Origin of the sequence: Actinopolymorpha pittospori (genome assembly GCF_014873875.1) — a bacterium.
In the GTDB taxonomy this organism is placed as follows: Bacteria; Actinomycetota; Actinomycetes; order Propionibacteriales; family Actinopolymorphaceae; genus Actinopolymorpha; species Actinopolymorpha pittospori.
In genome coordinates, this window is sequence record NZ_JADBEM010000001.1 from 10,537,921 (window position 1) to 10,562,590 (window position 24,670).

General features: G+C 69.3%; 22 protein-coding genes and 1 pseudogene. 11 read left to right on the forward strand and 12 right to left on the reverse strand.

The features are described from left to right. The first annotated feature begins 27 nt into the window (after positions 1-27). Together HEB94_RS48720 and tnpB are read left to right on the forward strand one after the other, a co-directional pair. Positions 28-608 (forward strand): annotated as a pseudogene (locus HEB94_RS48720) (IS607 family transposase). Then, complete coding sequence (tnpB, locus tag HEB94_RS48725) at positions 605-1,945, forward strand: IS607 family element RNA-guided endonuclease TnpB (RefSeq protein ID WP_192756132.1); 1,341 nt, start codon at positions 605-607, stop codon at positions 1,943-1,945. Before HEB94_RS48720 ends, tnpB begins: the two are co-directional and overlap by 4 nt. Positions 1,946-2,348: 403 nt before the next feature. Here the strand turns inward: tnpB and HEB94_RS48730 are convergent, their stop codons facing one another. The 5 genes from HEB94_RS48730 to HEB94_RS48750 all read right to left on the reverse strand — a co-directional run bounded on the left by HEB94_RS48730 (position 2,349) and on the right by HEB94_RS48750 (position 5,406). Then, entirely contained in the window at positions 2,349-3,110 is a 762-nt protein-coding gene (locus tag HEB94_RS48730; protein ID WP_192756133.1) for an ABC transporter permease subunit, read from the reverse strand. Between the two features lie 234 nt (positions 3,111-3,344). Beyond that, complete coding sequence (locus tag HEB94_RS55040) at positions 3,345-3,461, reverse strand: SDR family oxidoreductase (RefSeq protein WP_192756134.1); 117 nt, start codon at positions 3,459-3,461, stop codon at positions 3,345-3,347. 17 nt (positions 3,462-3,478) lie between these two features. Next, the gene (locus HEB94_RS48740) at positions 3,479-4,099 is read right to left on the reverse strand and encodes an SDR family NAD(P)-dependent oxidoreductase (protein WP_192756135.1); all 621 of its coding nucleotides are present in this window, start codon (positions 4,097-4,099) and stop codon (positions 3,479-3,481) included. Positions 4,100-4,191: 92 nt separating this feature from the next. Next, positions 4,192-4,929 carry a DUF429 domain-containing protein gene (locus tag HEB94_RS48745; RefSeq protein ID WP_202896963.1) on the reverse strand — a complete coding sequence of 246 codons (738 nt, stop codon included), beginning with the start codon at positions 4,927-4,929 and terminating at the stop codon, positions 4,192-4,194. A gap of 12 nt (positions 4,930-4,941) precedes the next feature. After that, a complete protein-coding gene (locus tag HEB94_RS48750; RefSeq protein WP_337918495.1) occupies positions 4,942-5,406 on the reverse strand; it encodes a GbsR/MarR family transcriptional regulator in 465 nt (154 codons plus the stop codon). An 86-nt stretch (positions 5,407-5,492) separates the two neighbouring features. Here HEB94_RS48750 and HEB94_RS48755 point away from each other — a divergent pair, with 86 nt between their 5' ends. From HEB94_RS48755 to HEB94_RS48785, 7 genes are all read left to right on the forward strand, one after another. Further along, positions 5,493-6,425, forward strand: coding sequence for an ABC transporter ATP-binding protein (locus HEB94_RS48755; protein WP_192756137.1), 933 nt, complete (start codon positions 5,493-5,495; stop codon positions 6,423-6,425). Next, positions 6,412-7,248, forward strand: coding sequence for an ABC transporter permease subunit (locus HEB94_RS48760; RefSeq protein ID WP_192756138.1), 837 nt, complete (start codon positions 6,412-6,414; stop codon positions 7,246-7,248). The genes HEB94_RS48755 and HEB94_RS48760 overlap by 14 nt, the downstream gene beginning before the upstream one ends. A gap of 115 nt (positions 7,249-7,363) precedes the next feature. After that, positions 7,364-7,759, forward strand: coding sequence for a VOC family protein (locus tag HEB94_RS48765; RefSeq protein ID WP_192756139.1), 396 nt, complete (start codon positions 7,364-7,366; stop codon positions 7,757-7,759). A gap of 239 nt (positions 7,760-7,998) precedes the next feature. After that, entirely contained in the window at positions 7,999-9,189 is a 1,191-nt protein-coding gene (locus tag HEB94_RS48770; protein ID WP_337918496.1) for a mandelate racemase/muconate lactonizing enzyme family protein, read from the forward strand. Continuing rightward, on the forward strand, positions 9,186-10,088 hold the full coding sequence (locus tag HEB94_RS48775) for a dihydrodipicolinate synthase family protein (RefSeq protein WP_192756141.1): 903 nt from the start codon (positions 9,186-9,188) through the stop codon (positions 10,086-10,088). Before HEB94_RS48770 ends, HEB94_RS48775 begins: the two co-directional genes overlap by 4 nt. Beyond that, positions 10,085-10,822: an SDR family NAD(P)-dependent oxidoreductase gene (locus HEB94_RS48780; protein ID WP_192756142.1), complete on the forward strand. Its 738-nt coding sequence runs from the start codon at positions 10,085-10,087 to the stop codon at positions 10,820-10,822. Before HEB94_RS48775 ends, HEB94_RS48780 begins: the two co-directional genes overlap by 4 nt. Next, entirely contained in the window at positions 10,822-11,469 is a 648-nt protein-coding gene (locus HEB94_RS48785; RefSeq protein WP_192756143.1) for a DUF624 domain-containing protein, read from the forward strand. The genes HEB94_RS48780 and HEB94_RS48785 overlap by 1 nt, the downstream gene beginning before the upstream one ends. Here HEB94_RS48785 and HEB94_RS48790 read toward each other — a convergent pair. The 6 genes from HEB94_RS48790 to HEB94_RS48815 form a co-directional block, all read right to left on the reverse strand. Next, a complete protein-coding gene (locus HEB94_RS48790) occupies positions 11,444-12,256 on the reverse strand; it encodes an IclR family transcriptional regulator (protein WP_192756144.1) in 813 nt (270 codons plus the stop codon). The two genes, HEB94_RS48785 and HEB94_RS48790, sit on opposite strands and share 26 nt — an antisense overlap. Before the next feature lie 73 nt (positions 12,257-12,329). Next, a complete protein-coding gene (locus HEB94_RS48795) occupies positions 12,330-13,478 on the reverse strand; it encodes a mandelate racemase/muconate lactonizing enzyme family protein (RefSeq protein ID WP_192756145.1) in 1,149 nt (382 codons plus the stop codon). Positions 13,479-13,518: 40 nt separating this feature from the next. Further along, complete coding sequence (locus tag HEB94_RS48800) at positions 13,519-14,427, reverse strand: carbohydrate ABC transporter permease (protein WP_238361822.1); 909 nt, start codon at positions 14,425-14,427, stop codon at positions 13,519-13,521. Further along, complete coding sequence (locus HEB94_RS48805) at positions 14,427-15,362, reverse strand: carbohydrate ABC transporter permease (RefSeq protein ID WP_337918497.1); 936 nt, start codon at positions 15,360-15,362, stop codon at positions 14,427-14,429. Before HEB94_RS48805 ends, HEB94_RS48800 begins: the two co-directional genes overlap by 1 nt. Then, positions 15,359-16,840, reverse strand: coding sequence for an extracellular solute-binding protein (locus HEB94_RS48810; protein ID WP_192756146.1), 1,482 nt, complete (start codon positions 16,838-16,840; stop codon positions 15,359-15,361). The genes HEB94_RS48805 and HEB94_RS48810 overlap by 4 nt, the downstream gene beginning before the upstream one ends. Positions 16,841-16,880: 40 nt before the next feature. Beyond that, entirely contained in the window at positions 16,881-20,882 is a 4,002-nt protein-coding gene (locus tag HEB94_RS48815; protein ID WP_192756147.1) for a golvesin C-terminal-like domain-containing protein, read from the reverse strand. Positions 20,883-20,913: 31 nt separating this feature from the next. Here HEB94_RS48815 and HEB94_RS48820 point away from each other — a divergent pair, with 31 nt between their 5' ends. Next, positions 20,914-22,914 (forward strand): alpha-L-arabinofuranosidase C-terminal domain-containing protein, encoded by a 2,001-nt coding sequence (locus HEB94_RS48820; RefSeq protein ID WP_238361823.1) that lies wholly within the window; start codon positions 20,914-20,916, stop codon positions 22,912-22,914. Here the strand turns inward: HEB94_RS48820 and HEB94_RS48825 are convergent. Next, complete coding sequence (locus HEB94_RS48825) at positions 22,805-23,662, reverse strand: SMP-30/gluconolactonase/LRE family protein (protein ID WP_192756148.1); 858 nt, start codon at positions 23,660-23,662, stop codon at positions 22,805-22,807. The genes HEB94_RS48820 and HEB94_RS48825 overlap by 110 nt on opposite strands. Before the next feature lie 141 nt (positions 23,663-23,803). On the opposite strand from HEB94_RS48825, the gene HEB94_RS48830 reads away from it, so the two are divergent. After that, positions 23,804-24,670: sugar phosphate isomerase/epimerase family protein (locus HEB94_RS48830; protein WP_202896964.1), on the forward strand; the 867-nt coding region annotated here is incomplete at its 3' end.

Here is a 24,670-nt window from a genome sequence, read left to right on the forward strand (position 1 = left end):
GTCGTTAGCTGTCACTAGAGTAGTGAGGTGAATTTGAAGGAATGGGCGGCTTCCCAGGGTGTCAGTTACGCGACTGCTCTGCGGTGGTACAAGGCTGGGAAGTTGCCTGTTCCGGCGTATCAGGCGGGGCGGTTGATCGTCATCGGTGAGCCTGGAGTCGCTGCACCTGGGACCGTGGCCGTCTATGCCTGTGTCTGTTCAAGCGACCAGAGCGCCGACCTGGACCGGCAGGTAGCTCGGGTGTCGGCGTGGGCCACGACCAACGACTACCAGGTCGCCAAGATCGTGACCGAGATCGCCTCCGCGCTCGACGGGAAGCGACGGAAGTTCCTCTCGCTGCTGCGTGATCCCTCAGTTTCGACGATCATCGTTGAGCGCCGTGACCGCTTCGCTGGCTTCGGTGCCGAATACGTGGAGGCCGCTCTGGCGGCGTCAGGGCGGCGTCAGGGCGGCGTCTGGTGGTGGCGGACCCGTGCGAGGTTGAGGAGGATCTGGTTCGGGACGTGAGGGAGATCCTGACTTCGTTGTGCGCACGGCTGCACGGTCGCCGTGGCGCGGCCAACCGCGCGGCTCGTGCGGTTGCCGCCCTCTGCGAGGACCCGGCGTGACCCTGCTCGCGTACAAGTACGCACTCGACCCGACGCCCCGTCAGGCCCGATACATGGCCGGACATTGCGCGGCCGCACGTCGCGCGTTCAACTGGGGTCTTGGCCGGGTGAAGGCGAATCTGGACCAGCGGGCAGCCGAACGTACCTACGGCATTCCTGACGAGCTAGGGACGCCCAGCCTCACATGGTCGCTCTACAGCTTCCGCAGGGACTGGAACCAGGCCAAGAACGATGTTGCGCCGTGGTGGGCCGAGTACAGCAAAGAGGCGTATTCGTCGGGGCTCGACGCGCTGACACGTGCTCTGGGCAACTGGGGCGACTCCCGGCAGGGCAAGCGCAAGCCTCGTGTGGTGGGCTTTCCTCGGTTCAAGTCCAAGCGACGCGCTGTGCACTCGTGCCGGTTCACCACCGGAACCATCCGCTGTGAAGAGCGGCACGCCGCACTTCCGCGCATCGGGCGGGTGAAGCTGCACGAGCATCCGGCCAAGTTGCTCGACGCGCTGGCTGAAGGGTCGGCGCGCATCATCTGCGCCACGATCCGTTTCGAGCGTGGCCGCTGGTTCGTGTCCTTCACCGTGGAGCAGTCGCTTCCCGAACTCACACCTGCTCGGCCCGATGCAGCTATCGGCGTGGATCTGGGTATCAAGACCCTCGCGACCCTGTCCGAAGGACCGTCGGCACCAAACCCGCGTCACTACATCCAGGCCCAGGCGAAGTTGGCTCGCCTGTCGCGACGCGTGTCCCGCCGTCGCGGTCCGGACCGGCGTACGGGCCAGGCCGCATCGAAGCGGTGGCAGCGCGCCAACGCCCAGCGCAACCGGGTGCATCACCGTGTCGCTGACCAGCGGCGCGACGCCATGCACAAGCTGACCACCCGGCTCGCGTCCACCTACGCCACGGTCGTGGTCGAAGACCTGAATGTCACCGGCATGCTGTCCAACCGCCGCCTTGCCCGTCATATCGCTGACGCCGGGTTCGGTGAGTTCCGGCGCCAACTGGAATACAAGGCCGAACGGTTCGGCAGCCGGGTAATCGTGGCGGACAGGTGGTTCCCCTCAAGCAAGACATGTTCGGGCTGCGGAACAGTGAAAGCCAAGCTGCTCCTGTCCGAACGCGACTACGTCTGTAACACCTGCGATCTGATCATGGACCGCGACAAGAACGCGGCCAGGAACCTCGCCGCGCTGGCAGTCGCCGCGAGTAGTGCGGAGACGTTAAACGGACGTGGAGCCGACCACAAGACCCGGGTCACCGGGCAGGTGGCTGAGAAACGTCAACCGGGCACGGCAGTAGCCGGTCAGACCCGGACTCCCTTGCCAGAAGGTGCAGGTCTGTAGCTAATGACTACTCACTTGCAACGGCATGCACGGCTCCTTCCGACCGACCGACCCCGCGGGCAACGCGTGTGGACAGAGCGGCGGCGCGGCGCGGGTGGGCACACAACGAGCACAACGGACACATGGTGCGTTTGGACGTTAGGCCGCGTCATGAACTGATCAATACGTGCCGACGAAGCCTGTCCGACCGGGGCGTGTCAGGCCGATCACGAGGAGGAGTTCCCCCCTCGGGGGCAGGGCCCCGGCAGGGCGGGAGCGCGTCGGGCCACGGGCTTTGGGGCTTCGCCACTCCCACCTGCGCCGCCGAAGGTGCAGAAGGTGACCACCGAAAGCGCGTCCGGTGGTCGTCTTCTGCACCGCCGACGCGTCACGGAAGGTAGGAGCGGGCCAGGGCCCTGCCCGGTCAGACGTCGCGGTGCCGCAGCGAGAGGTAGCCCGCGACAAGGGCCGCGGCGGTCCAGGCCACCAGCACGAGCAGTCCCTGGCCCGGCTGGAGTGCACCGTTCTTCAGTGGCCCCACCGTCATGACCTGGGCTCCGGCCTGTCCGGGCAGATACCGCGCCAGCGCCTCGGTCAGGGGGATCCGGCCCAGGATCGGTTCGACGACGTAGAACAGCGGGATGAGGATGCCCAGCGCCAGGGCCGAACTGCGGACGACGGTGGCCACACCGATGGCCAGCGCGCAGACCAGCATCAGGTACACGGCGGCGCCGGCGACCGCCCGCGCCACGCCGGGATCGCTCATGGCCGCACCGTAGGGACCCAACCCGGCCTGGTTCGCCGGCCAGGAGATGAAGGCGGTGGGGACGGAGACAACCAGCGCCGCTCCCATGCCCGCCGCGACCTTGCCCGCGAACAGGCGGCTGCGCTGGGGCACCGCGGCCAGCGTCATCCGGATCGTTCCGCTGCCGAACTCGGTGCCGACCAGCAGGACGCCGAACACCACGAGGCTCAACTGGCCGTACAACAGGCCCACGAAGCCGGAGTAGACCGGGTCGAAGTCGGGCCGGACGAGGTCGGCGTTGCCGCTGGTGTAGGCGTTGCGTACGGAGAACCCGCTGGTCCATGCGAGGCCGACGCTGATCACGAAGGTCAGCGCCAGCGCCAACGCGGTGGACCGGATGGTGCGCAGCTTCGCCCATTCGGAGCGCATGACGGCGTACATGACGGTGCTGTCACCTGGCCTCGTCCTGCTGGTCGGTGGTCGGTGTTCGCCGGCCATGCTTCCGGAGAGTCGGCGGCCGACACATCGGAGCGCGGACCGATGTCGTGCTCCGCCCGGCGCATGACGCCAGACGGTCAGGTCGGGGTCGTCTCGTTCCTGCGAACGACAGCCTCCGGGTTGAGGTGCGCCCGCGAAGGGGCGGGTCTCGAAGTCGGTCGTGAGTGAGGCGGATCCCTAGAGGGCGGAGTAACCGCCGTCGACCTCGAGGATCGCGCCGGTGCAGATGCTGGCGTCGAGTGCGAGATAGACGACCGCGGCGGCGACCTCCGCGGGTTCGGCGATCCTGCCCAACAGGAGCCGTGACTGGCCTAGGATCGCCTCGGTTTCACGCTCGCCGGTGTCGAGCGGGCCGTAGTAGTCCTCGGCGGCCTGGGCGAGCATCGGCGTGTCCGTGGCGCGGCGGGCAGGACGCAGTTGACGCGGACCCTCGGCCCGAGTTCGACCGCCAGGCTCAGGGTCAGCCCGAGCAACGCGGCCTTGCTGGCCGAGTAGGCGGCATGGCGATCCCGTCCGTGCCGGGCCGACACGCTGCTGACGAACACGACCCCCGAACCCTCCTCGAACCGGGGCGCCAGCGCCTGGGTGAGGAAGAACGGACCGCCCAGGTTCACGTCGATCAACGTGTCGAACACCTGCCGGGTGGTGGCCGCCAAGCTGTGGACGCCCGCGATCGCCGCGGCGTGCACGAGAGCGGACACGGGAGCCTCGCCGACCGCGTCCGCCACCGCGGCGACTCCCTCTTCGGTGCCGATGTCGGCGGGGACCACCATCGCCTGGTCCCCGATCAGCCGCGCGGTCTGGGCCAGTGGACCCTCCCGCCGTCCGACACAGTGGACGCGCAGGCCCCGGCCACCCAGGGCTAGCGCGGTGGCCTGGCCGACTCCGCTGCCCGCTCCGGTCACGATCGCGATCCCGGCGGTCCCGGTCATGGACACCTCCTCGCCCACCTGCCCTACCCCGCCATCGCGGACCCAAGCGGTGGGTAGCAGCGACCCCGGCGAACGGGCCCACGACCCGCCGGTCAGGGTCGGAGCGCGTCGAGGGTGCAGGTCGGTACGGCGATCCAGCCCTCAGTGCGGGCGCTGGCCGCTTCCTCCGGTGTGGGTGTGCCGACCAGTCCGAGGGAGGCGGCGCGGGCCGCGAGCGCGGCGACCACCGCGTCGAACGCGTCGTCCCAGCGGCGGCAGGTCTCGTCGTGGCGCCCGAGGTCCAGCCACGGGGCGGCGCCCAGCAGCGCGTCGAGGATCTCCGACAGGTGCGCGAGGTTCTCCCGCCCCTTGTAACGGCGGTACGGAAGGTGCCACGTCTTCAGCGTGGCCGCGGGATAGACCTCGACGACGATGCCAGCTCCGGAGCGGTCGACCGGCGTGCCGGCCCGGGCGAGCTTGGCGAGGATTCCCGCGCAGCGCATGGCGGTGTGGCCGATCAGGTCGGCGGCCACGCTCAGCGGGATCAGCCCGGTCTCGCGGCGTACGACCTCATCGGTGACCCGGTAGGCGAGCCCGCGGCGCCACGCGCTTCCGGCGAGTTCCTCCGGCACCACCACGTCACCGTCTCGGTGGGCCCGGACGAACTCCACGAACGTGTCGGGCCAGCCGAACGGGCAGTCGATGCCGGCCTTCTCGGCCTCCATGACGGCGCGCAGGACCAGGTCGTCGTCGGCGCCGACCCTGACCTCACGAACGCTCGCCCGTCCCCGCGACCAGTCGATCATGGCGACGGCCGTCTTGGTGGCCTCGGCGGCCAGATCGACGCCCACGGTCAGCACGGACTACCGGGTCTCCCGCTGGCGACGCTCGACCTGCCACCGCTCGATGAGGGCGGGCAGTTCGCTGAACATGTAGCTGTAGAAGTCGCGCATCTCGGCCAGGCGCATGGCCGCGAGACTGTCCTGCCCAGCGGCTTGGATACCTTCCTCGGCCACTTCGAACATGGCCTGGACGACGCCGTTCTGAGCGGACATCAAGGTGGCCCAGGCGCCGTCGCGCAGGCGGTAGTGCTCGCGGCGACTGGTCGGGGCGGGCACGCGCTCGATCAGGCCGACGGTGAGGAGCATCTTGATCGCTCCGGACACCGCTCCGGAGCTGATTCCGAGCTGCTCCCCGAGTTCGGGAGCGGTGACGCTGTCCTGGTCAGCGAACAGGAACGCCGTCATGACACGTGCGGTCGCCTTCTGCATGCCGTTCTGAGCCAGGACGAGCGCCATCCGCTCGGCCGCCGCCGTGGTGTCAGCCACCTGTGCGCCTCCATCGATGGTCCTGACGGAACCCTAACACCTCTGAACCTTCAGAAATCTCTGAACACTCTGATATTTTCGCAGGCATGGCGACAGCGATCGAGCTCCATGAGCTCAGCAAGTCCTACGGGTCCCGTCGTGGCCTGGCCGGCCTGTCCCTCCAGGTGCGCACCGGAGAGGTCTTCGGCTACCTCGGACCCAACGGCGCGGGCAAGTCCACGACGATCCGGCTGCTGCTGGACCTGATCCGACCGACCGGTGGCAGTGCCCGGGTGCTCGGGATGGACCCCCGCGCCAACGCGGTCGACCTGCACCGCCGGATCGGCTACCTCGCGGGTGACTTCGTGGTCGACGGCCGGCAGCGGGTGGGCGAGTGCCTGACGTTCCTCGGTCACCTTCGCGGCGGCGTCCCGAGCACGCGGATCCAGGATCTGGCCGAACGTCTCGTCCTCGACCTGGACGCCCGGATCAGGAGCCTGTCCAAGGGAAACCGGCAGAAGGTCGGTCTGATCCAGGCGTTCATGCACCACCCCGACCTGCTGATCCTGGACGAGCCGACCTCAGGACTCGACCCACTCGTCCAGCAGACGTTCCTGGAGCTGGTACGTGAGGCGCGCGGCATCGGGCAGACGGTGTTCATGTCCAGCCACATCATGAGCGAGGTCGAAGCGGTCGCCGACCGGGTGGCCATCATCCGCGCCGGCGAACTCGTGACGCTCTCCACGGTCGCCGAACTGCGGGCCCGCTCCCTCCTCCAGGTCCAGATCACCTTCGCCGGCCCCATCGATCCCACCCGCCTGCGTGGTGAGTTCGCCAGCCTTCCGGGCGTGAGTGAACTCGACGTCGCGTCCGCCGCCGGCGGAGCGGTCCTGACCTGCCGCCTGAACGGCTCACCCGATCCGCTGGTCAAGGCCGCCGCCGGATACACGGTCACCGGACTGCGTGCCGACAACCAGGACCTGGAAGACCTCTTTCACAGCTACTACAACGCCGAGGAGCCCGTCCATGTCGCGCGCTAAACCTCTGACCCAGCCAGACGTCCAGACGCTGCACGCACCCGCGTTCGCGACCACGGTGTTCACCAAGACCCTGTGGGACAACCGGCGGGTCCTCACGGTCTGGGCACTGGCCACAGGGCTCCTGACGATGATGTACGGCGCCTTCTATCCGCAACTGTCGGCCGACTCCCTGCCGAGCATGCCGGAGGCGATGGAGGGGTTCGGTCTGGCCGACATGTCCTCCGCCGCGGGGTACCTGCAAGGTGCGGTGTTCGGACTGTTGGCGCCGTTGTTGCTCGTCTTCTACGGCGCGGCGACCGGCGCCCGCATGATCTCCGCCAACGAGGAGTCCGGCTACCTCGATCTGTTGCTGGCCCATCCACTGAGCCGCACCCGGCTTCTGCTGCAGCGCTTCGCGGCGCTCACGGTGGGCGCCGTGGTCATCGCCGCGGTGACGCTGCTGGCCATGATCGCCATCCGCTCCGGCGCCGAACTCGACAGCATCGGCGTCGGCGACTTCACGGCCCAGGCGATCAACCTGGCGCTGCTGGGCGTCACGTTCGGCGCGCTGGGCACCGGCATCGGCGCGGCCACCGGCCAGGGGCGAGCCGTCGTGTTCGGCACGACCGCGGGCATCGGGGTTCTGGCGTACGCGGTCAACGGCTTCGCACCCCAGATCCACGCGGAGTGGCTGCGGTACCTGAGTCCCTTCCACTACTACATCGGCGGCGAGCCGTTGAAGAACGGGCTCCAGCTCACCGATGCCTGTGTCCTGCTGGCCATCTCGGTCATCCTGGTCGCCGCCGGGGCATGGCGCCTGAACCGCCGCGACATCGCCCGCTGAGTTGGCGATCCAGCCACGGTCGGGTCGGTCCTGGTGCTAGGAACGAACGTACGAGGGGACGGCGGCCCGGGCGATGCCCACCGCCGCGGAAGACTGATCGGGCTGGAGGAGCGAGATGACCGCTGTCGGCGTGCGTGGAATCGACAACGTGCTGTTCACCGTCGGGGATCTGGACACCGCTGTCGAGTTCTACGCCGGTCGGCTCGGTCTACCGTTGACGTTCCGGATCGACGAGGCGGGCGTCGCGCTGTTCCGGATCGGCGCGGAGGCACCCGGTCTGCTCCTACGACGGGGGCCGATCACCTGGACGACGCAGGGCGCGCCGCGGGTGTGGCTGGAGGTCGGTGACGCTCGGGCGACCGCGGCCGCCCTCGGCAGTGCCGGCGTGAAGGTATTGGCCGACCCGTTCCAGGTGGCGACCGGATGGACGGTCGAGGTCGCCGACCCGTGGGGCAACGTGATCGGCTTCACCGACTACACGAGGATGCCGGAGCGGGGCCGCCCCGCCTGATCGCCGCCTCGTCGTTCCGGTCAGTTCCGTCAGTCAGTCTCGGGTTCGAACCAGCCCACGTGAGTCACTTCGTCGCAAGCGGACCTGCCCGTTCGACTGACGGGTCACGAACGGCCGCGCTCATCGTAGGCAGTTCTCGAAGTGTCTGGATCAGGACGCGCAGCCCTGGGAATGTCTTCCAAATATCAGATACGTTGTCCACATCATGCATGGCTGGCTCAACCTGGACGGGGTGGCGCGTGCGCATCGTGGAGGTCCGAACGTGTGTGCTCCGGCTCTCCACCACCGACGTCTACCTGGGCCCACTGACCAACGGCCAGCAGCTACGAGACGAGGACGGCTACGTCGTCCGGGCGCCGTGGCGCAGCCTGTACTCCGCTCGCAACGAGACCGTACTGGTCCGGCTGCGCACCGATGACGGCTCCGTTGGCTGGGGAGAGGCGCTCGCACCGGTCGGACCAGAGGTCGTGGCGACCGCCATCGACCAGCTGCTCGCTCCGCAGTTGCTAGGTCGCGATCCACGCCGGGTCCGGCCCGCATGGTCGGAGCTACGCGACCTCATGCGCGAACGCGGCCACCTCGTCGGGCATCAAGCCGACGCCCTCGCCGCGGTCGACATCGCGCTGTGGGACCTCGCCGGGAAGGTCCACCAGGCTCCCCTCGCGGACCTGCTCGGCGGCGCGTTCCGTACCGCGGTCCCGACCTACGTCTCCGGGCTGCCGAAGCCGACCGACACCGAACGCGCCGAACTCGCGGAGCGCTGGGCGAAGGACGGCGCCACAGCGATGAAGCTCCATCTCGGTCAGGGCGTCGAGGCCGACCTGGCGACCTTCGACGCGGTCGCCGCGGCGGCCCCCGCCGCTCGGATCGCCGTGGACGCTCACTGGGCCTACAGCAAACCTGAGGCGCTGCGCCTGGGTCAGGGGCTCGACGCGCGCGGCGCGCTGTTCCTCGAAGCGCCGGTCGCCCCCGAGGACGTGCGCGGTCACGCCGACCTCGCCGCCCGGTTGGTCACTCCGGTCGCCGTCGGGGAGTCACTGCGAAACCGCTACGAGTTCCTCGCCTGGATGAGCGAGGGCGCTCTCGGCCTCGTCCAACCCGACGTCGCCCGCACCGGGGTCACCGAGGCGATGGTGATCGCCGAGCTGGCCGCCGCCCACCACCTTCCGGTCGCGCCGCACCACTCGGTGGGGCTCGGGATCGCGATCGCGGCAGGCATTCACCTCGCCGCGGCGGTGGACAACCTGCTTGCCCTCGAATACCAGCCGACACCCTTTTCCGTGGCGCAACGGATCCTTCGGACGCCCTTGCGTGCCGACGCCTCGGTCCTGCACCTGCCCAACGGGCACGGGCTGGGCGTGGACGTCGACGAGGACTTCGTTGTGAGGAACGCCGTCCGCCAGCACACCGTGAAGGAGAACGAGACGTGACCGACCTGCGTGGCCTGGTGCCGATCCTCGCGACGCCGTTCGACCAGCGCGGCGCGCTCGACGTGGGATCCCTTCGCCGGCTGGTGGAGTTCGTCTGCGCCGCGCGCGTCGACGGCATCGCGACGTTCGGTATGGCCAGTGAGGGGTTCGCCCTCACCGGGCCCGAACGCGAGACGGTGCTCGCGACCATCACCGACGTCGCGGACCCTGACCTCCTGGTCGTCGCGGGCGTCAACGCGACGAGTACGGCGACGGCGCTGGAACAGGCAGCGGCGGCCCGCGACGGTGGCGCGGATGCCTTGATGGTGCTGCCGCCGTACCTCGTGAAGCCGAGCGCCGCGCAGATCGTCGACTTCTACGGCAGTGTCGCCCAGGGGTCCGGCCTGCCCGTCATGGTGCAGGACGCGCCGAACGCCACGGCGGTGACGATGCCCACTGCGCTGATCGTGGAGTTGAGCAAGCTCGACGGTGTGACCTCGGTGAAGGTGGAGGCGCCACCGACCGCGCCGAAGGTGGCGGCCGTGGCCGAGGCCGTCGAAGCCGGGTTCGCCGTACTCGGGGGGCAGAACGCGTTCTTCCTGCTGGAGGAGTACGCCGCGGGAGCGGTCGGCACGATGCCCGCGTGTGAGTTCGTGGATCCGCTGCGGGAGGTCCTGGACCTGTGGACCGGTGGCGATCGTGCCTCGGCGCGTTCGGCGTTCACTCGGCTGCTGCCGCTGATCAGGTTCGGCATGCAGGGCCCCCTTGCCTGGGCGGTGCACAAGGAGGTGCTGGTCCAGCGTGGGGTGATCCAGACGGCTGTCGTGCGGGCGCCGGCCGCTCCCCTGGACTCGAGGACGTCGCGGTTCCTGAGCGACATCCTCACCGATCTGCGGCTCCCGGCGTTCCAGGCATCATGAGCCGCGGTGTCCTTCTGGTCGGTAGCTCCTCACCGATCGGTCGCGCCGTCGGCCGCGCCTTCGCCACCGCCGGTGACCGGGTGGTCGGCACCGCGCTCGAACCCGTCGACGACGGTGTCTTCGAGACCTCCGTCGTGTGTGACTGTTCGACGACAGAAGGCGCGGAGGCCGTCGTCGCGACGGCCATGGAGGTGCTGGGCCGGCTGGATGTCGTGGTGACGGCGGCGGCCAGAATGCCCGCCGCCGCGCTGTCCTCGATCACCGACGAGCAGTGGGCTGCGACGTTCGACGCGGTCCTCGGTACGGCCTACCGGGTGGTGCGGGCCGCGCTTCCGCAGCTGCACGAGGGGGCGGCGATCGTGGCGGTGAGCTCGATCAACGCCTCCCGTACGGCGCCGGGTTTCCCCGCGTACGCGGCGTCGAAGGCGGGGTTGGAGGGACTCGTGCGCCAGCTCGCGCTGGAGTACGGACCGGTGGGAATCCGGGTGAACGCGGTGGCTCCCGGGCTCATCGGGGGTCACAGTTTCGAGGGGGCCGCGGAGGGCTATCCCCTGGGCCGGACGGGCACGCCTGAGGAGGTCGCCGCGGCGGTGCGGTTCCTCGCCTCGCCGGAGTCGTCGTTCATCACCGGAGTGGTGCTGCCCGTGGACGGTGGTCTGTCGATCGCTTCCCCGGCGGCCTTCCTCCGACCGGACCTTCGTCGCCGTTTCCTTCCGGTCGCGGGCCGGGACTGATGTCGCGGCTCGGGACCGGTGGGCCGTACCGGCAGCTTTATCGCCTGCTCGAGTGGGCGGGTCGGCTGGCCGGCCTGAACGTGGTGTGGCTGCTCGGTGTGCTCGCCGGGTTCGTCCTCGGCGGGCTGGCACCAGCGACCGTGGCCGCGGCAGCGGTCGTCCGCGCTCACCTGGTCGGCCAACCGGTGCCGTTGTGGTCGGGGTTCTGGCGGTACTGGCGCGCCGAGCTGCGTCGTTCGCAGGTGCGCCTGGGTATCCCGATCCTGACGGTGTGGGTGATCGTCTTCTACGTCCTGGCGGCCAGGCACTCCCCGCTCGGGATCGGGCTGGGTGTCGTCGGCGTCGGCTATCTCGCCACGCTGGTCCACCTGCCCGGCGTCCTCGCCCACGTCGAGCTGTCGGCCCAGGATGCCTGGCTGGTGACCCTGCACGTGGCGTGGAGCCGCCCGCTGGGCACGCTCGCCCTCGCCGCGGGAACGATCCTCGCCGTGACCGCGGTGGTGTTCTGGGTTCCGGCCGCTCTGCCCTTCGCGTTCCCGTCGGTTCCGTTGGCGGTCGCCACCTGGCTGGGTCTGCGGTCCCCGGTGCTCGCGGGTGGCCGCGGCGAGGGCGGGGGCACGGTCACGGGCGTTGGGCGGCGAGGCTGATCCCGCTGTAGCCGAGGGCGGTGGAGATCTGGTCGGCCTGCTCGATGACCCGGGTGGCGAGCTCGGCCTGCCGGTTGGGCAGGTCGAGTGCCGACAGCGGCCCGGACACCGACAGCGACGCGAGGACGCGCCCGGACCTGTCCCGCACCGGCGCGGCGACGCAGGCGCGGCCGAACGCCAACTCCTCCACCTCGGTGGCGTATCCCCGGCTGCGCACCTCCTCGAGGGCGTCGAGCAACTCCGAGAGCTTCGACACGGTTTTCGGTGTGTATGTCGGGAGGGTCGTGCCGAGCAGGGCCTCGATCTCGGCCGCTGGCAGTTCGCTCAGCAGCGCCTTGCCGAGCCCGGTCGCGTGCAGCGGGCCACCCTGGCCGACCATGGTGAAGGTCCGCGGCGCCAGGTGCCCCTCGAAGTGGCACAGGTAGAACAGCCTGGCGCCGTCGCGCTCGGCGACGTTGGCGCCGAGGCCGAGCGCCGCCGCGAGGTTCTGCGCCACCTGCCGCGCCTGCCGGAACACCGGCGACTGGTTGAGTCCCAGGGAGGACAGTCCGACCACCCGGGGGCCGATCCGGTACAGCCCGGAGCGGGGGTCGTGAGCGAGGAATCCGTAGGACTCCAGCGCGCCCACCAGCCGGGAGACCGTCGACTGCCCGAGTCCGGTCTCCTCGACGAGTTCGGAGACCCGACGCTCTGGGTGCTCGGGGGTGAAGGCGTCGAGCAGCGAGAGCGCCCGCTCGACGCTCTGGGTGCCGCCGGGTTCGCGCTCCTTGCCCACGGCTCGGACCATGTGACTTCCTCCGCTCTGCCTGGGGCGCCCCCGTAAGGACGCCCCAGCTCAACTCTATTCGGCCTGCTCGGGGCTACCCGGCGGCCGCGAGGGCGCGCACCCTCTCCTCGTCGACGATCACGCCGAGGCCAGGTCCCTCCGGCAGCAGCAGCCGGTCCGGCTCGGCGAGGATGGGCTCGGCCAGCATGGTGTTGGCCAGCGCCACCGTCGCGGGGCCGTACTCGAAGAACGGGGCGTTCTCGGCGGCCGCGGCGACGTGCAGCCCGGCCGCGAGCGCCAGCCCCAACGCGGCGGAGTGGTGCGGGAGGATCGGGCGGTAGGCGGTGTTGACGAGGGTCGCGATCGCGTCCCCCTCGGTGATGCCGGTACGTCCGATGTCAGGCTGGACGATGTCGAGTGCGGCGCTAGCGAGCCACTCGCTGACCTCGAACCGGTTGCGGAACGCCTCGCCACCGGCGATGGGCAGGTCCAGTCCGGCGGCGAGTTCGGCGTGACCGCGCAGGTACTCCGCGGGGAGTGCCGATTCGAGGAACCAGGCGCCGCGCGCCTGGAGTTCGCGGCCGAGGCGGAGCGCGTCGGGGAGGTCGTACACGCAGTGCACGTCGACGGCGATCTCGGCCTCGGGTGCCGCCCGGTGTGCCGTGTCGAAGCTCGCGAGGTCGGCCCGCACGCCGTTGCCGAGGTGCAGCTTGAAGCGGCGCGCTCCGCCGTCCCACAGGGTGCGGATCGACGTGGCTCGTTCGGCGTCGGTGGCGCCCGCGACGCTGGTCACATAGCTCGGGATCGCCCGCCGGTACGCGCCGCCCAGCAGGGTCGCGACGGGCAGTCCGCTCGCCTGCCCGAGCAGGTCCCACAAGGCGATGTCCACCGCGGCCAGGGCGTCTGCCTGGTGGCCGACGAGGTGTCCACGCTCACGCATCAGCTCGCCGAGCCGATGCCGCAGCGGTTTCACGCCGGCGGCGTCGGCTCCCACCAGCGCGGGTGTGAGCAGGTCCTCCACGATCGCGCCCGGGACGCGGGGCGCGACCGGCGCGAGCCCTTCTCCCCAGCCGACGTGTCCGTCCTCGCTGGTGATCCGGACGAACAGCGTCTCCCGCCCGGCCGCGTAGATCGTCGGCCTGTTCTGCGCCACGACGTAGGCGGATCGGCCCGGGCTCGCTTCGCCGGCCGCGTCGAGCCGGAGCGGAAACACCTCGACGGAAGCGATGACGATCGGTTTCATGAACCCTTCTTCCCAGCTGGGTGGACGGCGGGCCGGGTGGTCAGGACTTGACCGCACCGGCGATCCCTTCGACGAAGGTGCGTTGGAGGAGCAGGAACACGGTGACGATGGGCAGCAGGCTGATGCAGGCGGCCGCGGCCAGGCCGGTCCAGTCCGCGGTGTACTGCCCGAAGAAGCTGTACATGCCCACGCCGAGGGTGCGCAGGTCGGGCCGCCCGAGTGTGAACACCAACGGCACCATGAACGCGTTCCACGCCGAGATGAAGGTGAACAACGTGACTGTCCCGATGATGGGCTTGGCCAGGGGCAGCATCACCTGCCAGAAGATCCGGACGTAGCCGGCGCCGTCGATGCGGGCCGCGTCCTCCAGTTCCTGGGGCAGGCCGGCGAAGTACCCCATGAACAACAGGATCTGGACGACGTGTGCTGGTCCGGCCGCCGCCAGGACGGCACCGATCAGCCCGTTGTTGAGTCCGAGCGCGTCGACCAGTTTGAAGACCGGGATGATCGTGTAGCCGTGGGGGATGAACATGGTGGCGAGCAGCACCCCGACCACGATCCTCTTCCCCGGCATCTGGCCGCGCCCGAGCGCGTAGCCGGCGGTCGCGGAGACGAACACCACGACCACGACGACGGCGGCGGAGAAGACCACGGTGTTCATGGTGTACGCGCCGAAGTTCGCGACCTGCCAGGCCCGGGTGAAGTTGTCGAGGGTGACCTCCTGTGGCAGCACCGAGATGCCGCCGAGCAGCATCTCCCGCTGGGACTTGAAGGCGCTGGAGACCACCCAGACGAAGGGGTAGATCCACACCAGTGAGAACGGCACCAGGAACAGGTGCCACAGGGAGACCCGGTGCCGGGCCAGCCGGCGCGCCGGGCCGGGTCGGGTGTGGTCGGGTGCACCGGGGGTGAGGTCGACGTTGCGGTCCCGGGTCGTCGTCATGGCCATCACGCGTTCCCCTTGATGTATCGACGCTTCAGCAGGGGCGCCTGCAGGAGTGTCAGCAGGAGCGTGAACATCCCGAACACCACACCGGCCGCGCAGGCGAAGCCGTAGCGGGGCGCGGACATCTGCGGGTCGAAGGCGTACCGGTAGATGTAGGTCGCCACGACGTCGGTGCCGTAGTTGGGGCCACCCTTGGTGGTCGCCTGGATCAGGTCGAACGGGTTCATGCTCGACTGGAACGTCAACAACAAGATGACGATGGCGATCGGTACGAGCATGGGCACCGTGATGTGGAGGAGGACCTGCCGGGCGGAGGCACCGTCCACCCGGGCGGCCTCGTAGACGTCTGGTGGGATCGTCTGCAGGGCAGCCAGCCAGTAGATCAGGGTGACCCCGAAGCCCTTCCACAGGTCGATGACGAGGACGCTCGCCAGCGCGGTCCGGTCCGAGCCGAGGAAGTTGATCGGCTGGTTGATCAGCCCGATCCTGGCCAGCACCTCGTTGACGAAGCCGCCCGAGGGGTCGAGCATCACCGCGAACACGATGCCGACCACGGCGGTCGTGGTCACCACGGGCAGGAACATGAAGAGCCGGTAGAGGTTGCGGCCGCGCAGCCGCGGGTTGTTGAGCAGGATCGCGAACAGCAGCGTCAACGGCATCTGGACGAAGATCGCGACCAGGGAGAAGACGAAGGAGTTCTTGAACGCGTTCCAGAACGCCTGGTTGGTCAGGACCTCGGTGAAGTTGGCCAGGCCGACCCAGTTCGTCGGCGGGCCGAGACCGTCCCAGTCGAAGAACGCGTACCACCAGCTCGCCAGCATGGGCCACAGGGTGAAGCCGACGAACAGGATCGTCATCGGCGCCAGGAAGAGGTAGTGCCAGCGGTGCTGGGCGATCCGGGTCGCCAGGCGCGCCCCGGTGGGGTTCGTCGTGCTCACGCGCTCGGTGTCCAGTTCTGCAACGGATCCCAGTCGGGGTAGGTGAGGTCCTCGCGGGAGACCTTCGTGCCGGCCGCGGTGAGCTTGCCGATCTCCTCCTCGAGGAACGCGTCGAGTTTGCTGTCGAGGTCCTTGGCCAGCGGCGCGAACGGTTGGTTGCGGGTGATGGACAGCAGGGAGTTGTCGCCGTGGGAGAGTTCGGGTTTCCCGCTTCTCGCGGCCATGAGTTTCTGCACGCCGGGCGTGCCGTCGGTGGCCGGTGAGGGTGCCCGTCGGATGGACTCGTCGAACGCGGTGATGATGCCCTTCTCCGGTTCGGTCAGGTCCTTGGCGTCCCGCCAGACGCTCTCGACGGCGGTGAAGGTGCGGAACGTGTCGAAGTAGGCCTGTTGGAACTCCTGCGAGACGAGGAAGTCCATCAGCTTCCACGCCTCGTCGGGGTGCTTGGTCTTGGCCGACATCGACCACAGCGGCGCGAACGCCGAGCCCTGTCCGTAGTAGCCGCCGCGTCCGCTCCCCGGGACCGGGACGGTCGTGACTCCGAAGTCGAGGGAGGGGTTGAGCTTCTTGATCTCGTTGACGTTCCAGCCGCCACCGATGTAGAAGGCGCTCTTCTCCTTGGCGAACTCGGTGAACACCCGGGAGCCGTCCCAGCTCTCCCAGCCCGGCTGGTAGATCCTGGCGGCCTGCATCCGGCGGATCAGTTCGACCTGCTCCACCAGGGACGGGTCGCTGAAGGCGACCTTGCCGGTGCGCAGGTCGATGCCCGAGCCGATCGAACCGGGCCCGGCCTGTGCCTGTAGGGCGTTGATGTCGGCTGGCCTGGCTCCCGACAGTGCCGCACCGTAGTACTTGCCTGCTCCCTTGGCGGTGATCTTGCGGGCGTAGGACTCGTACTCCTCCCTCGTCGCCGGCGGCTGGGAGTAGCCGCTGGCGGCCAGCAACGCCTTGTTGTAGACGAGGAACCCGCCGGAGGACCACTGTCCTGAGACCAGCGGCAGCGACATCAGCTTGCCGTCGCGGTGCAGCCCGGACGTGCGGGGGGCGAGCGCGTTGTCGGGGAAGCGGGACGCGATACCGCTGCTGGTGGCCTGCTCGTCGAGCGCGGCCGTCCAGCCGCGGCTCCAGAACCGGTCCAGCGCCTCGGGTCCCTGGCAGCGGAACACATCAGGTGGGTTGTTCTGCTGGAACATCAGCTCCACCGCGTTGAGCTGTTGGTCCGTGGGGTTCTCCAGCACGTCGACGGCGATCCCGGTCTTCGTGGTGAACGCGTTGAACTGCTGGCGGTAGAACTCCGACGCGCCGGAGGGGTCGGGCACGATCGCGACCTTCAGCCGGACCTTTCCCTTGGCCACGTCGGTCGTCGGGTTGGGGCTGCCGATGAGGCTGCACGACGAGATCGACGACGCGGCTCCCAGCGCGGCGCCCGCGCCCAGGCCGCGCAGGAGCGACCGACGAGAGATCACACGACGGTTCACGGCTGTTCTCCTTGGGGGTATGGCATGGTGGGGGCGGCCCTCATGGGCCGACGTAGACGAACTGGGCCGCGCTGAGGCGGTGGAACTTCTCGTTGCGTACCTCGAGCCGGACGCTGCCGGACCTGCCCTGCTCGAAGCGGAAGCGGCCGAGCGGGCTCCAGCGGTTGGCGTTCTCCTGCTGGTTGACGATCACTTCGTCCGTCCCGCCGGCGTGGGTGATGACGTAGGCGGCGGCGGTGGTGGTGTCGGCGTTGCTCGGGTACCAGACCGAGACGTCGTACTCGCCCTCCTCGGGCAACTCCGGTGCCCAGGTGGCGCTGCCGCCGAGGACCTCGGGGGCGCTGTAGCGCGACTGGACGCCGTTCCAGCCGGCGAGGCCGCTGCCCAGCCACTCTCCCGCCTCTTGGTAGCTGGGGTAGTAGGAGAAGTTGTTGACGATGATCCCGGCGTCGGACACCTTGATGTTGAGCGCCTTGGAGCCCGACCCCGTACCCGTCGACGTCACGCTGAACCGGTACTGGTTGCCTGGCACCACCGAGGTGGAGGAGGTGGCCACGAAGGTGCGGGTCTGCTCGGATCGGGCCGGAAGTTCGACGGTGACCAGCGGTGTGTCAACGGTCCATCCGGCCGGGGGTGTGAGCCGAAGTTGTGCGCTGAGCGGGATCGGGCCCTGGTTGAGGACGGTGGCGACCAGGCTGGCCTGGTCGCCGGGTCGTGCGATCGATGTGGGCGCGCTCAGGCTGGTGACCTTGCGCGGCTGACGCACGAGGATCGAGGTCGCGTCGAGGTCGATGTGCCCGCCGGTCCAGGTGGCGGTCGCGGTCAGCGGGTGGTCGGCGAGGGCCGCGTCGGCGGGCACCGTGACGGAGAAGTCGAGGTCGGCGACGCCTCGCGCCGGGACCGTCGTGGTGGGTTGGTCGGAGTGGACGGTCCACCCCGAGGGTGCGGTGAGTGCGACCGTCAGGCCGGTGACGTCGGCGTCGGTGCCGTTGCGTACCCGTGCTGTCAAGCTCACCTTGTCGCCGGGTGTCGTGGTCGGTGAGCAGACGAGCTCCCCGCCCACCCCGTCGACGACACCGTTCACCGAGGACGGCAGCCGCAACGTCACCTCCGCCGTGGTGAGCGCGCCCGCGACGATCTGGTAGCGGAAGGTGTCGGTCAGGCCGTCCACGCCGATCGTCCACTCGTAGGGGAACGGTTTGGGCGGCGTCTCCTGGACGGGGCCGTCACCGACGCGGTAGCGAAGCGTCGAGGGTTCCTCGGTGTCGAGGGAGACGTAGGCGTCGTAGCCGGAGCGGTCGGGCCGCACCAACAGCAGCCCGCTCGCCAGGCCGAAGTCGGTGCCGGGGTCGGTGTCCTCGAAGTGGTAGCTCGCGTCGCTTCGGTCCGCGCCGGGTACGCCGGTGTGCCAGGGCACGTCGATGTCGACGTCGCGGACGACCAGGGCCGCGATCCCCCTGGCCGGGACCGTGACGGTCGTGGTGGTGCCACGCAGCTTCCGCGGTCGGCCGACGCGGCCGGCGCGGACCGGGTGCACCGTGAGGCTGGCTCCCTTGTCGATGCCGGTGAGCGGCGAGGCGAACTCGACCGTGACCTGTTGGTCTTGTCGGCTCTCGTTGGTGAGGCTGAGGTAGAGCGAGGAGTTGCCGACGGCGGTGAACCAGTTGACGGCGGGGTTGTCGACGCCGATCAGGCCCTTCGGGAAGTACGGCCACACTCCGGTCTCGCCGTAGAACGTCCCGGGCGCGTGGCCGTAGACGGAGAACTTGAAGTACACGAAGTTCGACTCGAAGAGCCGCGGGAAGTCGATCTGCCCGCCGGAGCGGACGAACTGCTCGCTGAGCAGGTAGTCGATGGCCAGGCCCAGCTGCGCCGGAGCGTGATGGAAGTAGATGCCGGTGATGCCGGGCGGCCCCTGAAGCGGATAGTCGGGCTTGAGCCGGTCCACGCTGAACTGCCGGTTGTAGTAGCCGGGATAGTTGGTGAACCGGCCCACCACCATGTTGTGGGCGACGTCGGCGATCAGGTCGTCGCCGGTGTGGTGCGCCAGCCGCAGCAGGAACGGAACCCAGCAGGGGTTGGAGACGAAGCCACCTCCCGCGGTCGGCTGGCTGCCACTGGTGCCGATCTTGAACGTCGTCAGCTGTTCGAACGTCGCGCCGCTCGTCGAGACGTACCACGCGGGGACCGTCTCGGTCACCGGCTCCTCGCGCGGGTAGTCGGGCAGGACGCCGTTCGGCCAGTCGAACTGGGAGTCCGAGACCGGCGGGATCGGCACCGTCACCTCGATGTCGGGGACGGGCCGCACCTCGGTCTGGGTGATGAAGCGACGCGCCTCCTTGTGGGCGCCGTCGAGGAAGCGCCGGTCGCCGGTGACCTCGAAGAGCACGAGCAGTTCGGTCCAGCCCTTGGAGTAGCTGTAGCCGAAGCTGTTGTCGGCGAGGTTGGTCGTGTAGGGGGTGTCGATGAGGTCCCTGATGTAGCGCAGGGCGGTGGTCTTCGCCTCGGCCAGGTAGGCGGGGTCCCCGGTGAGCAGGTAACCCGCGAGCGGGACGCTGACGGGTGTGCGTTCGAGGCCCTGCCGGTCCGCGAGCAACACGTCCATCGCGAGTTTGTGGATGCCGGCGTTCTGCCCCCGCGTCTGCAGGTACAACGGGACGAGGGTGGCGGCGTCGCCGGGCACCTTGCCGACCCGGTACTGCGTCGCGTCGCCGTAGACCGCCTTGCCCTTGATCGGGGTGTAGCCGATGCCCTTACGGGACAGCTGGTACTCGATCAGGTGGCGGGCGCGGGCCTGGTACAGGTCGTGCTCGGGCGTGGGTGGCGAGGTGAGGTTGTACGCCGCGAGCAGCACACCGGACACGGCGGTGCGCACACACTGGTCGTTCTCGACGTCGGCGAAGCCCTTCGCGCGGTTCCACCAGCCGGAGAAGGAGGGTACGAAGTCGGTGGAGTCGTCGCGGTCGGGCTCGATCGACACGAGATCGGTGATGTTGTGGATGGTGTCGGTGAGTGAGTTGTCGTAGACGTTCTCGCGGTAGGCGGTGTAGTCGTACTCCCTACGGCACATGTCCTCATAGGCCGCGGTCAACTCCGTCGGCAGTGCGCACAGGCCGAAGGCGTATCCGCGTTTCTCGCCGGCCCGCATCGCCGAGCGCAGGCCGAACTGTGGGGCGTACACGGCCGTCGTCACACCGTCGGTGTCGTTGCGCAGGCTCATCCCGAACGGCTGCTTGTCCGAGGCCAGGGCCCGCTCGTGCTCGAAGGCAATCACCTCGGCCGGGATGTAGACACCGGTCGTCACGCTGGTCCGGGCGACCTCGCGCTGCACGAGCGCCATCGGGGCGAACAGCTCCCATGCCGACAGGGCGGCGGCGCTGCCGATGACACGCGCGTGTTGGAGGGCGCCGCACAGCACCTCCTCGACGTCGGAGTCGGTCAGGGCGTCGAACGCCTGGTAGCCGACGACGTAGTGGGTGGACTCCTTGGCGGTCAGGGTCCACTGCAACTCCGGGTTGTCGCCGTCCAGGGTCCAGCGGAGGACGAGGTCGAAGGCGTCGTCACCGGCTCGTAGCTCGACGGTTCGGGTGCCGACCTGGGTCAGGGAGTCGAACGCGATCCAGTGCGGCTCCATCGGACCGTAGTAGTAGAAGGGGCCGCCCGGGAACGCGCCGGTGAAGACCACCCACTGCTCGTCGAAGCGGTGGTCGGGATCGGTGACGGCGAGCCAGGTCCCGTCGGACGTCCTCACCTCCAGGTCGCGGACGTAGGTGCGCCCGCCGTCCCACTCGGCCTCGTGGAAGGTGACGCGGTGGCGACTGCCGGTCAGCCGAGCCACCTGGCGCAGCCGCAGGTTCGGTTTGTCGATCCTGCGCAGGGCGTCCGGCAGCCGCGCGGTGGAGGCAGCGGACGCGCCGCCGCGAGGGAGCGGCTCGGCCCTCGCGGCCGCGGGTCGAGCCCCCACGACCGGTGGCAGGACAGCGGCCGACAGGAGCAGCCCGATCGCGGCCCGCCGGCTCAGTCGACCCGTCGAATGTGACATCCACATAACCGACTCGTCATCCATTTTTGAGATGGAACATCGACGACACGCATTCGTCAAGCAGATGATCAGCCGATCGTCCCGGTGGTCCGCTTCCGGCCAGCACGTGCCGTCGGCCCTGCGCACGGGAGTTCACATCGCGACGGTCCGGGCGCTCGCGGGCAAGGACGGCCAGGCGTCCGCTTGCACGGACGGGTCCGGGAGGACAGGCTGGGCGGGCCATCGCAGACCGGAGGTCGACTTGCCGCCGTTCCCCGCGACCATCGAGATCGACCGCTCCACCGAGACCGGTCGCATCGACGCCAACATCTACGGGCACTTCCTCGAGTCCTCGTTCTTCGGCAACATCGAGGGCGGCGTCTTCGACGAAGGATCCTCGCTGTCGATCGACAGTCGGGACGCGCGCGCGGGTCTGCGCAAGGACGTCCTGACGCTGTGCCAGGACCTCGGGGTCCCGGTCGTGCGCTGGCCGGGCGGCAACTTCACCTCGCCGTACCACTGGGAGGACGGCGTCGGCCCCCGCGACGCTCGTCCGAGCCGGCTGGAACTCGCCTGGGGTGGTGTGGAGACGAACCGGTTCGGCACCGACGAGTTCCTCGCCTGGTGCGCGGAGGTCGGCGCCGAGCCCTATCTCGTGCACAGTTGCCGCGACGTGGACGAGGCGGTGCGCTGGGTGGAGTACGTCAACTCCCCCGCGGAGACGGCCTACACCAGGCAGCGCGCGCGGAACGGCCACCCGGACCCCTACGGCGTGAGGTACTGGGGCATCGGCAACGAGGTCTATGGCCCCTGGCAGCTGGGCTACCGGTCGGCGCCGGAGTACGCCGCGGCCGCGCGCGAGCACGCGAGGTTCATGCGACTGGTCGACCCGTCCCTCAAGCTCGTCGCCGTCGGAATCCCCTGGCGGCAGGAGGAGTGGACCCGACCACTACTCGAACAGGCCGGGCGACTCCTCGACTACGTCTCCTTGCACCTCTACGGCGCGAGCACCCACCTGTCCGCCGCGGCCGACGGCAGCAGCGGCGACGACTACGACGACTACGACGCGGTTGTCGCCCAGCCGCTGTACTTCGAGCAGCAGATCAACGACTACGCCCACCTGGTCGCCGACCTCGCCGCCGACGCGGGCCTGGAGCGGCCGCTCGCGCTCGCCCTGGACGAGTGGAACATCCGCCACCTGGAGCCAACCGGCTGGCCCGAGCCCCAACCGGGCGAAGACGGAGGCTTCGCGCCGCGCGAGCTTTCGGCGCCCGACGCCGAGGCGGGCTCGCTGCGGGTCAACCGTTGGAGCCCGCGCACCCTCGCGGACGCGTTGTTCTATGCGGGTGTCTTCCATGGCCTGCATCGAGCCGCCGGGCTGGCCGTGGCGCCGACGATGGCCAACACGGTCAACCTGGTCAACGCCAACGGCCTCGTGGTGGCGCGACCGACCGGCGCGACGCGGTCCGCGTCCTACCACGTCTGGGACCTGTACCAGAACCACACGGGACCGATCGCGGTCGCCGCCAGGGTCGAGGGACCGGCCGTCTCCGCGCAGGTACGCCAGGGCGACAACCGCACGCCGGGTGGCGGATTCCAGACCCGTCCCGGCGTCGTCCCCTACCTGGACGTCAGCGCGACGCTCACCGAGGACCGGCGTTCCCTGCGGCTCGCGGTGATCAACCGGCACCGGTCGGCACCCGTGCGCGCCACGATCGTGCTGGACGGCCGGACGCAGAACCTGCCGCGCCGTGCGGGTGTGCACGACCTCGGGGTAGGGGTGGACGACGTACTCGCGACGAACCGGATCGGCGAGCCCGACCGGGTCGCGCTGGTCGACCGCGGCGAGATCGAGGTTCCCGCCGGGGACTACGACTTCCCGCCGCACTCGGTCACCGTGTTGTCGTTCACCCTGGCGCCCCGACCGCAACGCCCGGTTGACGTCAGAGTGCGCAGCAGCGCACCGGCAGCCCGGCCACGCCGACCTTGGCGTGGAACACCGAGCCGGCCACGGGCTGCTCGTCGTCGGGGAGGTTCTCCCGCGACGTCGTGATGTAGAGGGTGCTCAGGTCCTCCCCGCCGAAGGTGCAGGAGGTCACCTTGGTCGCGGGCAGGGTGATGACGTCGGCGAGGTTTCCCTCGGAGTCGTAGTGGTAGACGGCCGAGCCGCCGTAGAGCGCGACCCAGACGCCGCCCTGCGCGTCGACGGTGAGCCCGTCGGGGTTGCCGACCCCTTCGGCGATCTTGACGAACGGGCGGCGGTCGACCAGTTCGGTTCCGTCGACGTCGAAGACGTCCACTCGCCTCGTGCGTGAGTCGACGTAGTACATCCGTGATCCGTCGGCGGTGAAGCCGAGGCCGTTGGAGATCGTCACGCCGCCGAAGAGCCGCTCGGTGGAGCCGTCGAGCCCCAGCCGCCACACCTCACCGGCCCCTTCCACGCGGTCATAGGACAGCGAGCCGCACAGGAGCGCGCCGGAGGGATCACAGCCGCCCTCGTTGAAGCGCCGCCGCTCGGCGCTCTCCCACAGGTCCGGGGTCGACCACTCGGGGCCGTCGGGCCCCCACACCGAGAAGCCGCGCTCGGTCGCCACCACGAAGCCGGCGCCCACGCGGGGGCGGACCATGGCCGCGACCGGGGAACCGACGTGGAGCCGGGTGACCTTTCCGCTCCCAGCGTCGAGGGACAGGATGTCTCCGGCGAGCATGTCGACCCACTTCAGGCCGCCCCAACCGGCGAACCAGACGGCTCCTTCGCCGTGGTAGGCGACCGGATCGGTGAGTTGCTGGGCCAGGGGCATGTCGTCTCCTCGACTGTCGGTTCTCCTCGATCTCACCTGATGTTACAATAACAACATCATATGTTCTTTATGCAACATAGAGTGTGGTGATAGCGACATCATGGTCCATTCCTGCTGGCCCACGAAGGAGCGCTCATCCCGATGAGGATCGCCGCCTTTCCCAAGGCATTCCTGAGCGCCATGGTCGTCGAGCGCACGATGAGCGTGTTCGACTGGATCGATCAGGCACGCGCTGTACTCCCCGTCGACGGGTTGGAGCTGCACACCGGATTCTTCTGGGAGCGCACTCACGAGGAAGCGGACCGTGTCCGCGACGCCCTCCAGGCCGCCGGGTTCGACATGCCGATGCTGTGTGCGTCCCCCGACCTGACCCACCCGGACCCGGACGAGCGCCGCCGCGAGTTCGATCTTCAGGTCGAGATGATGCACACCGCCCGGCGGATCGGGGGCCCGGGCGTGAGCTGCCGGGTGCTCAGCGGCCAGGCCCACCCGGAGGTCCCGGTGGAGCAGGGCCTCGACTGGGCGAGCCAGGCCATCCTGGACCTGGTTCCGATCGCCCGCGAACTCGACATCGTCCTCGCCCTGGAGAACCACTACAAGGCCTCGACCTGGCAGTACCCGGAGTTCGCGCAGCGCCAGGAGGTCTACCTGCAGCTCCTGGAGCGCATTCCCGAGCGGGCCTACTTCGGTGTGCAGTACGACCCGTCCAACGCGATCACCGCGGGTGAGGACTCCGCCGACTTCCTCGAACTCGTCCTCGACCGCGTCGTCACCATGCAGGCCTCGGACCGCTTCCTCGCCGACGGCACCACGCTTGCGTCCCTGCGGCAGGCCGACGGCACCCTCGGCTACTCACCCGCACTCCAGCACGGGGTGATCGGCAAGGGACTCAACGACTACCCGCGGATCTTCCGCCGCCTCGTCGACGCCGGCTACGACGGCTGGATCAGCATCGAGGACGGCGTCAACGGCATGGACGAGATGCGTGAGTCCGCCGAGTTCCTGCAG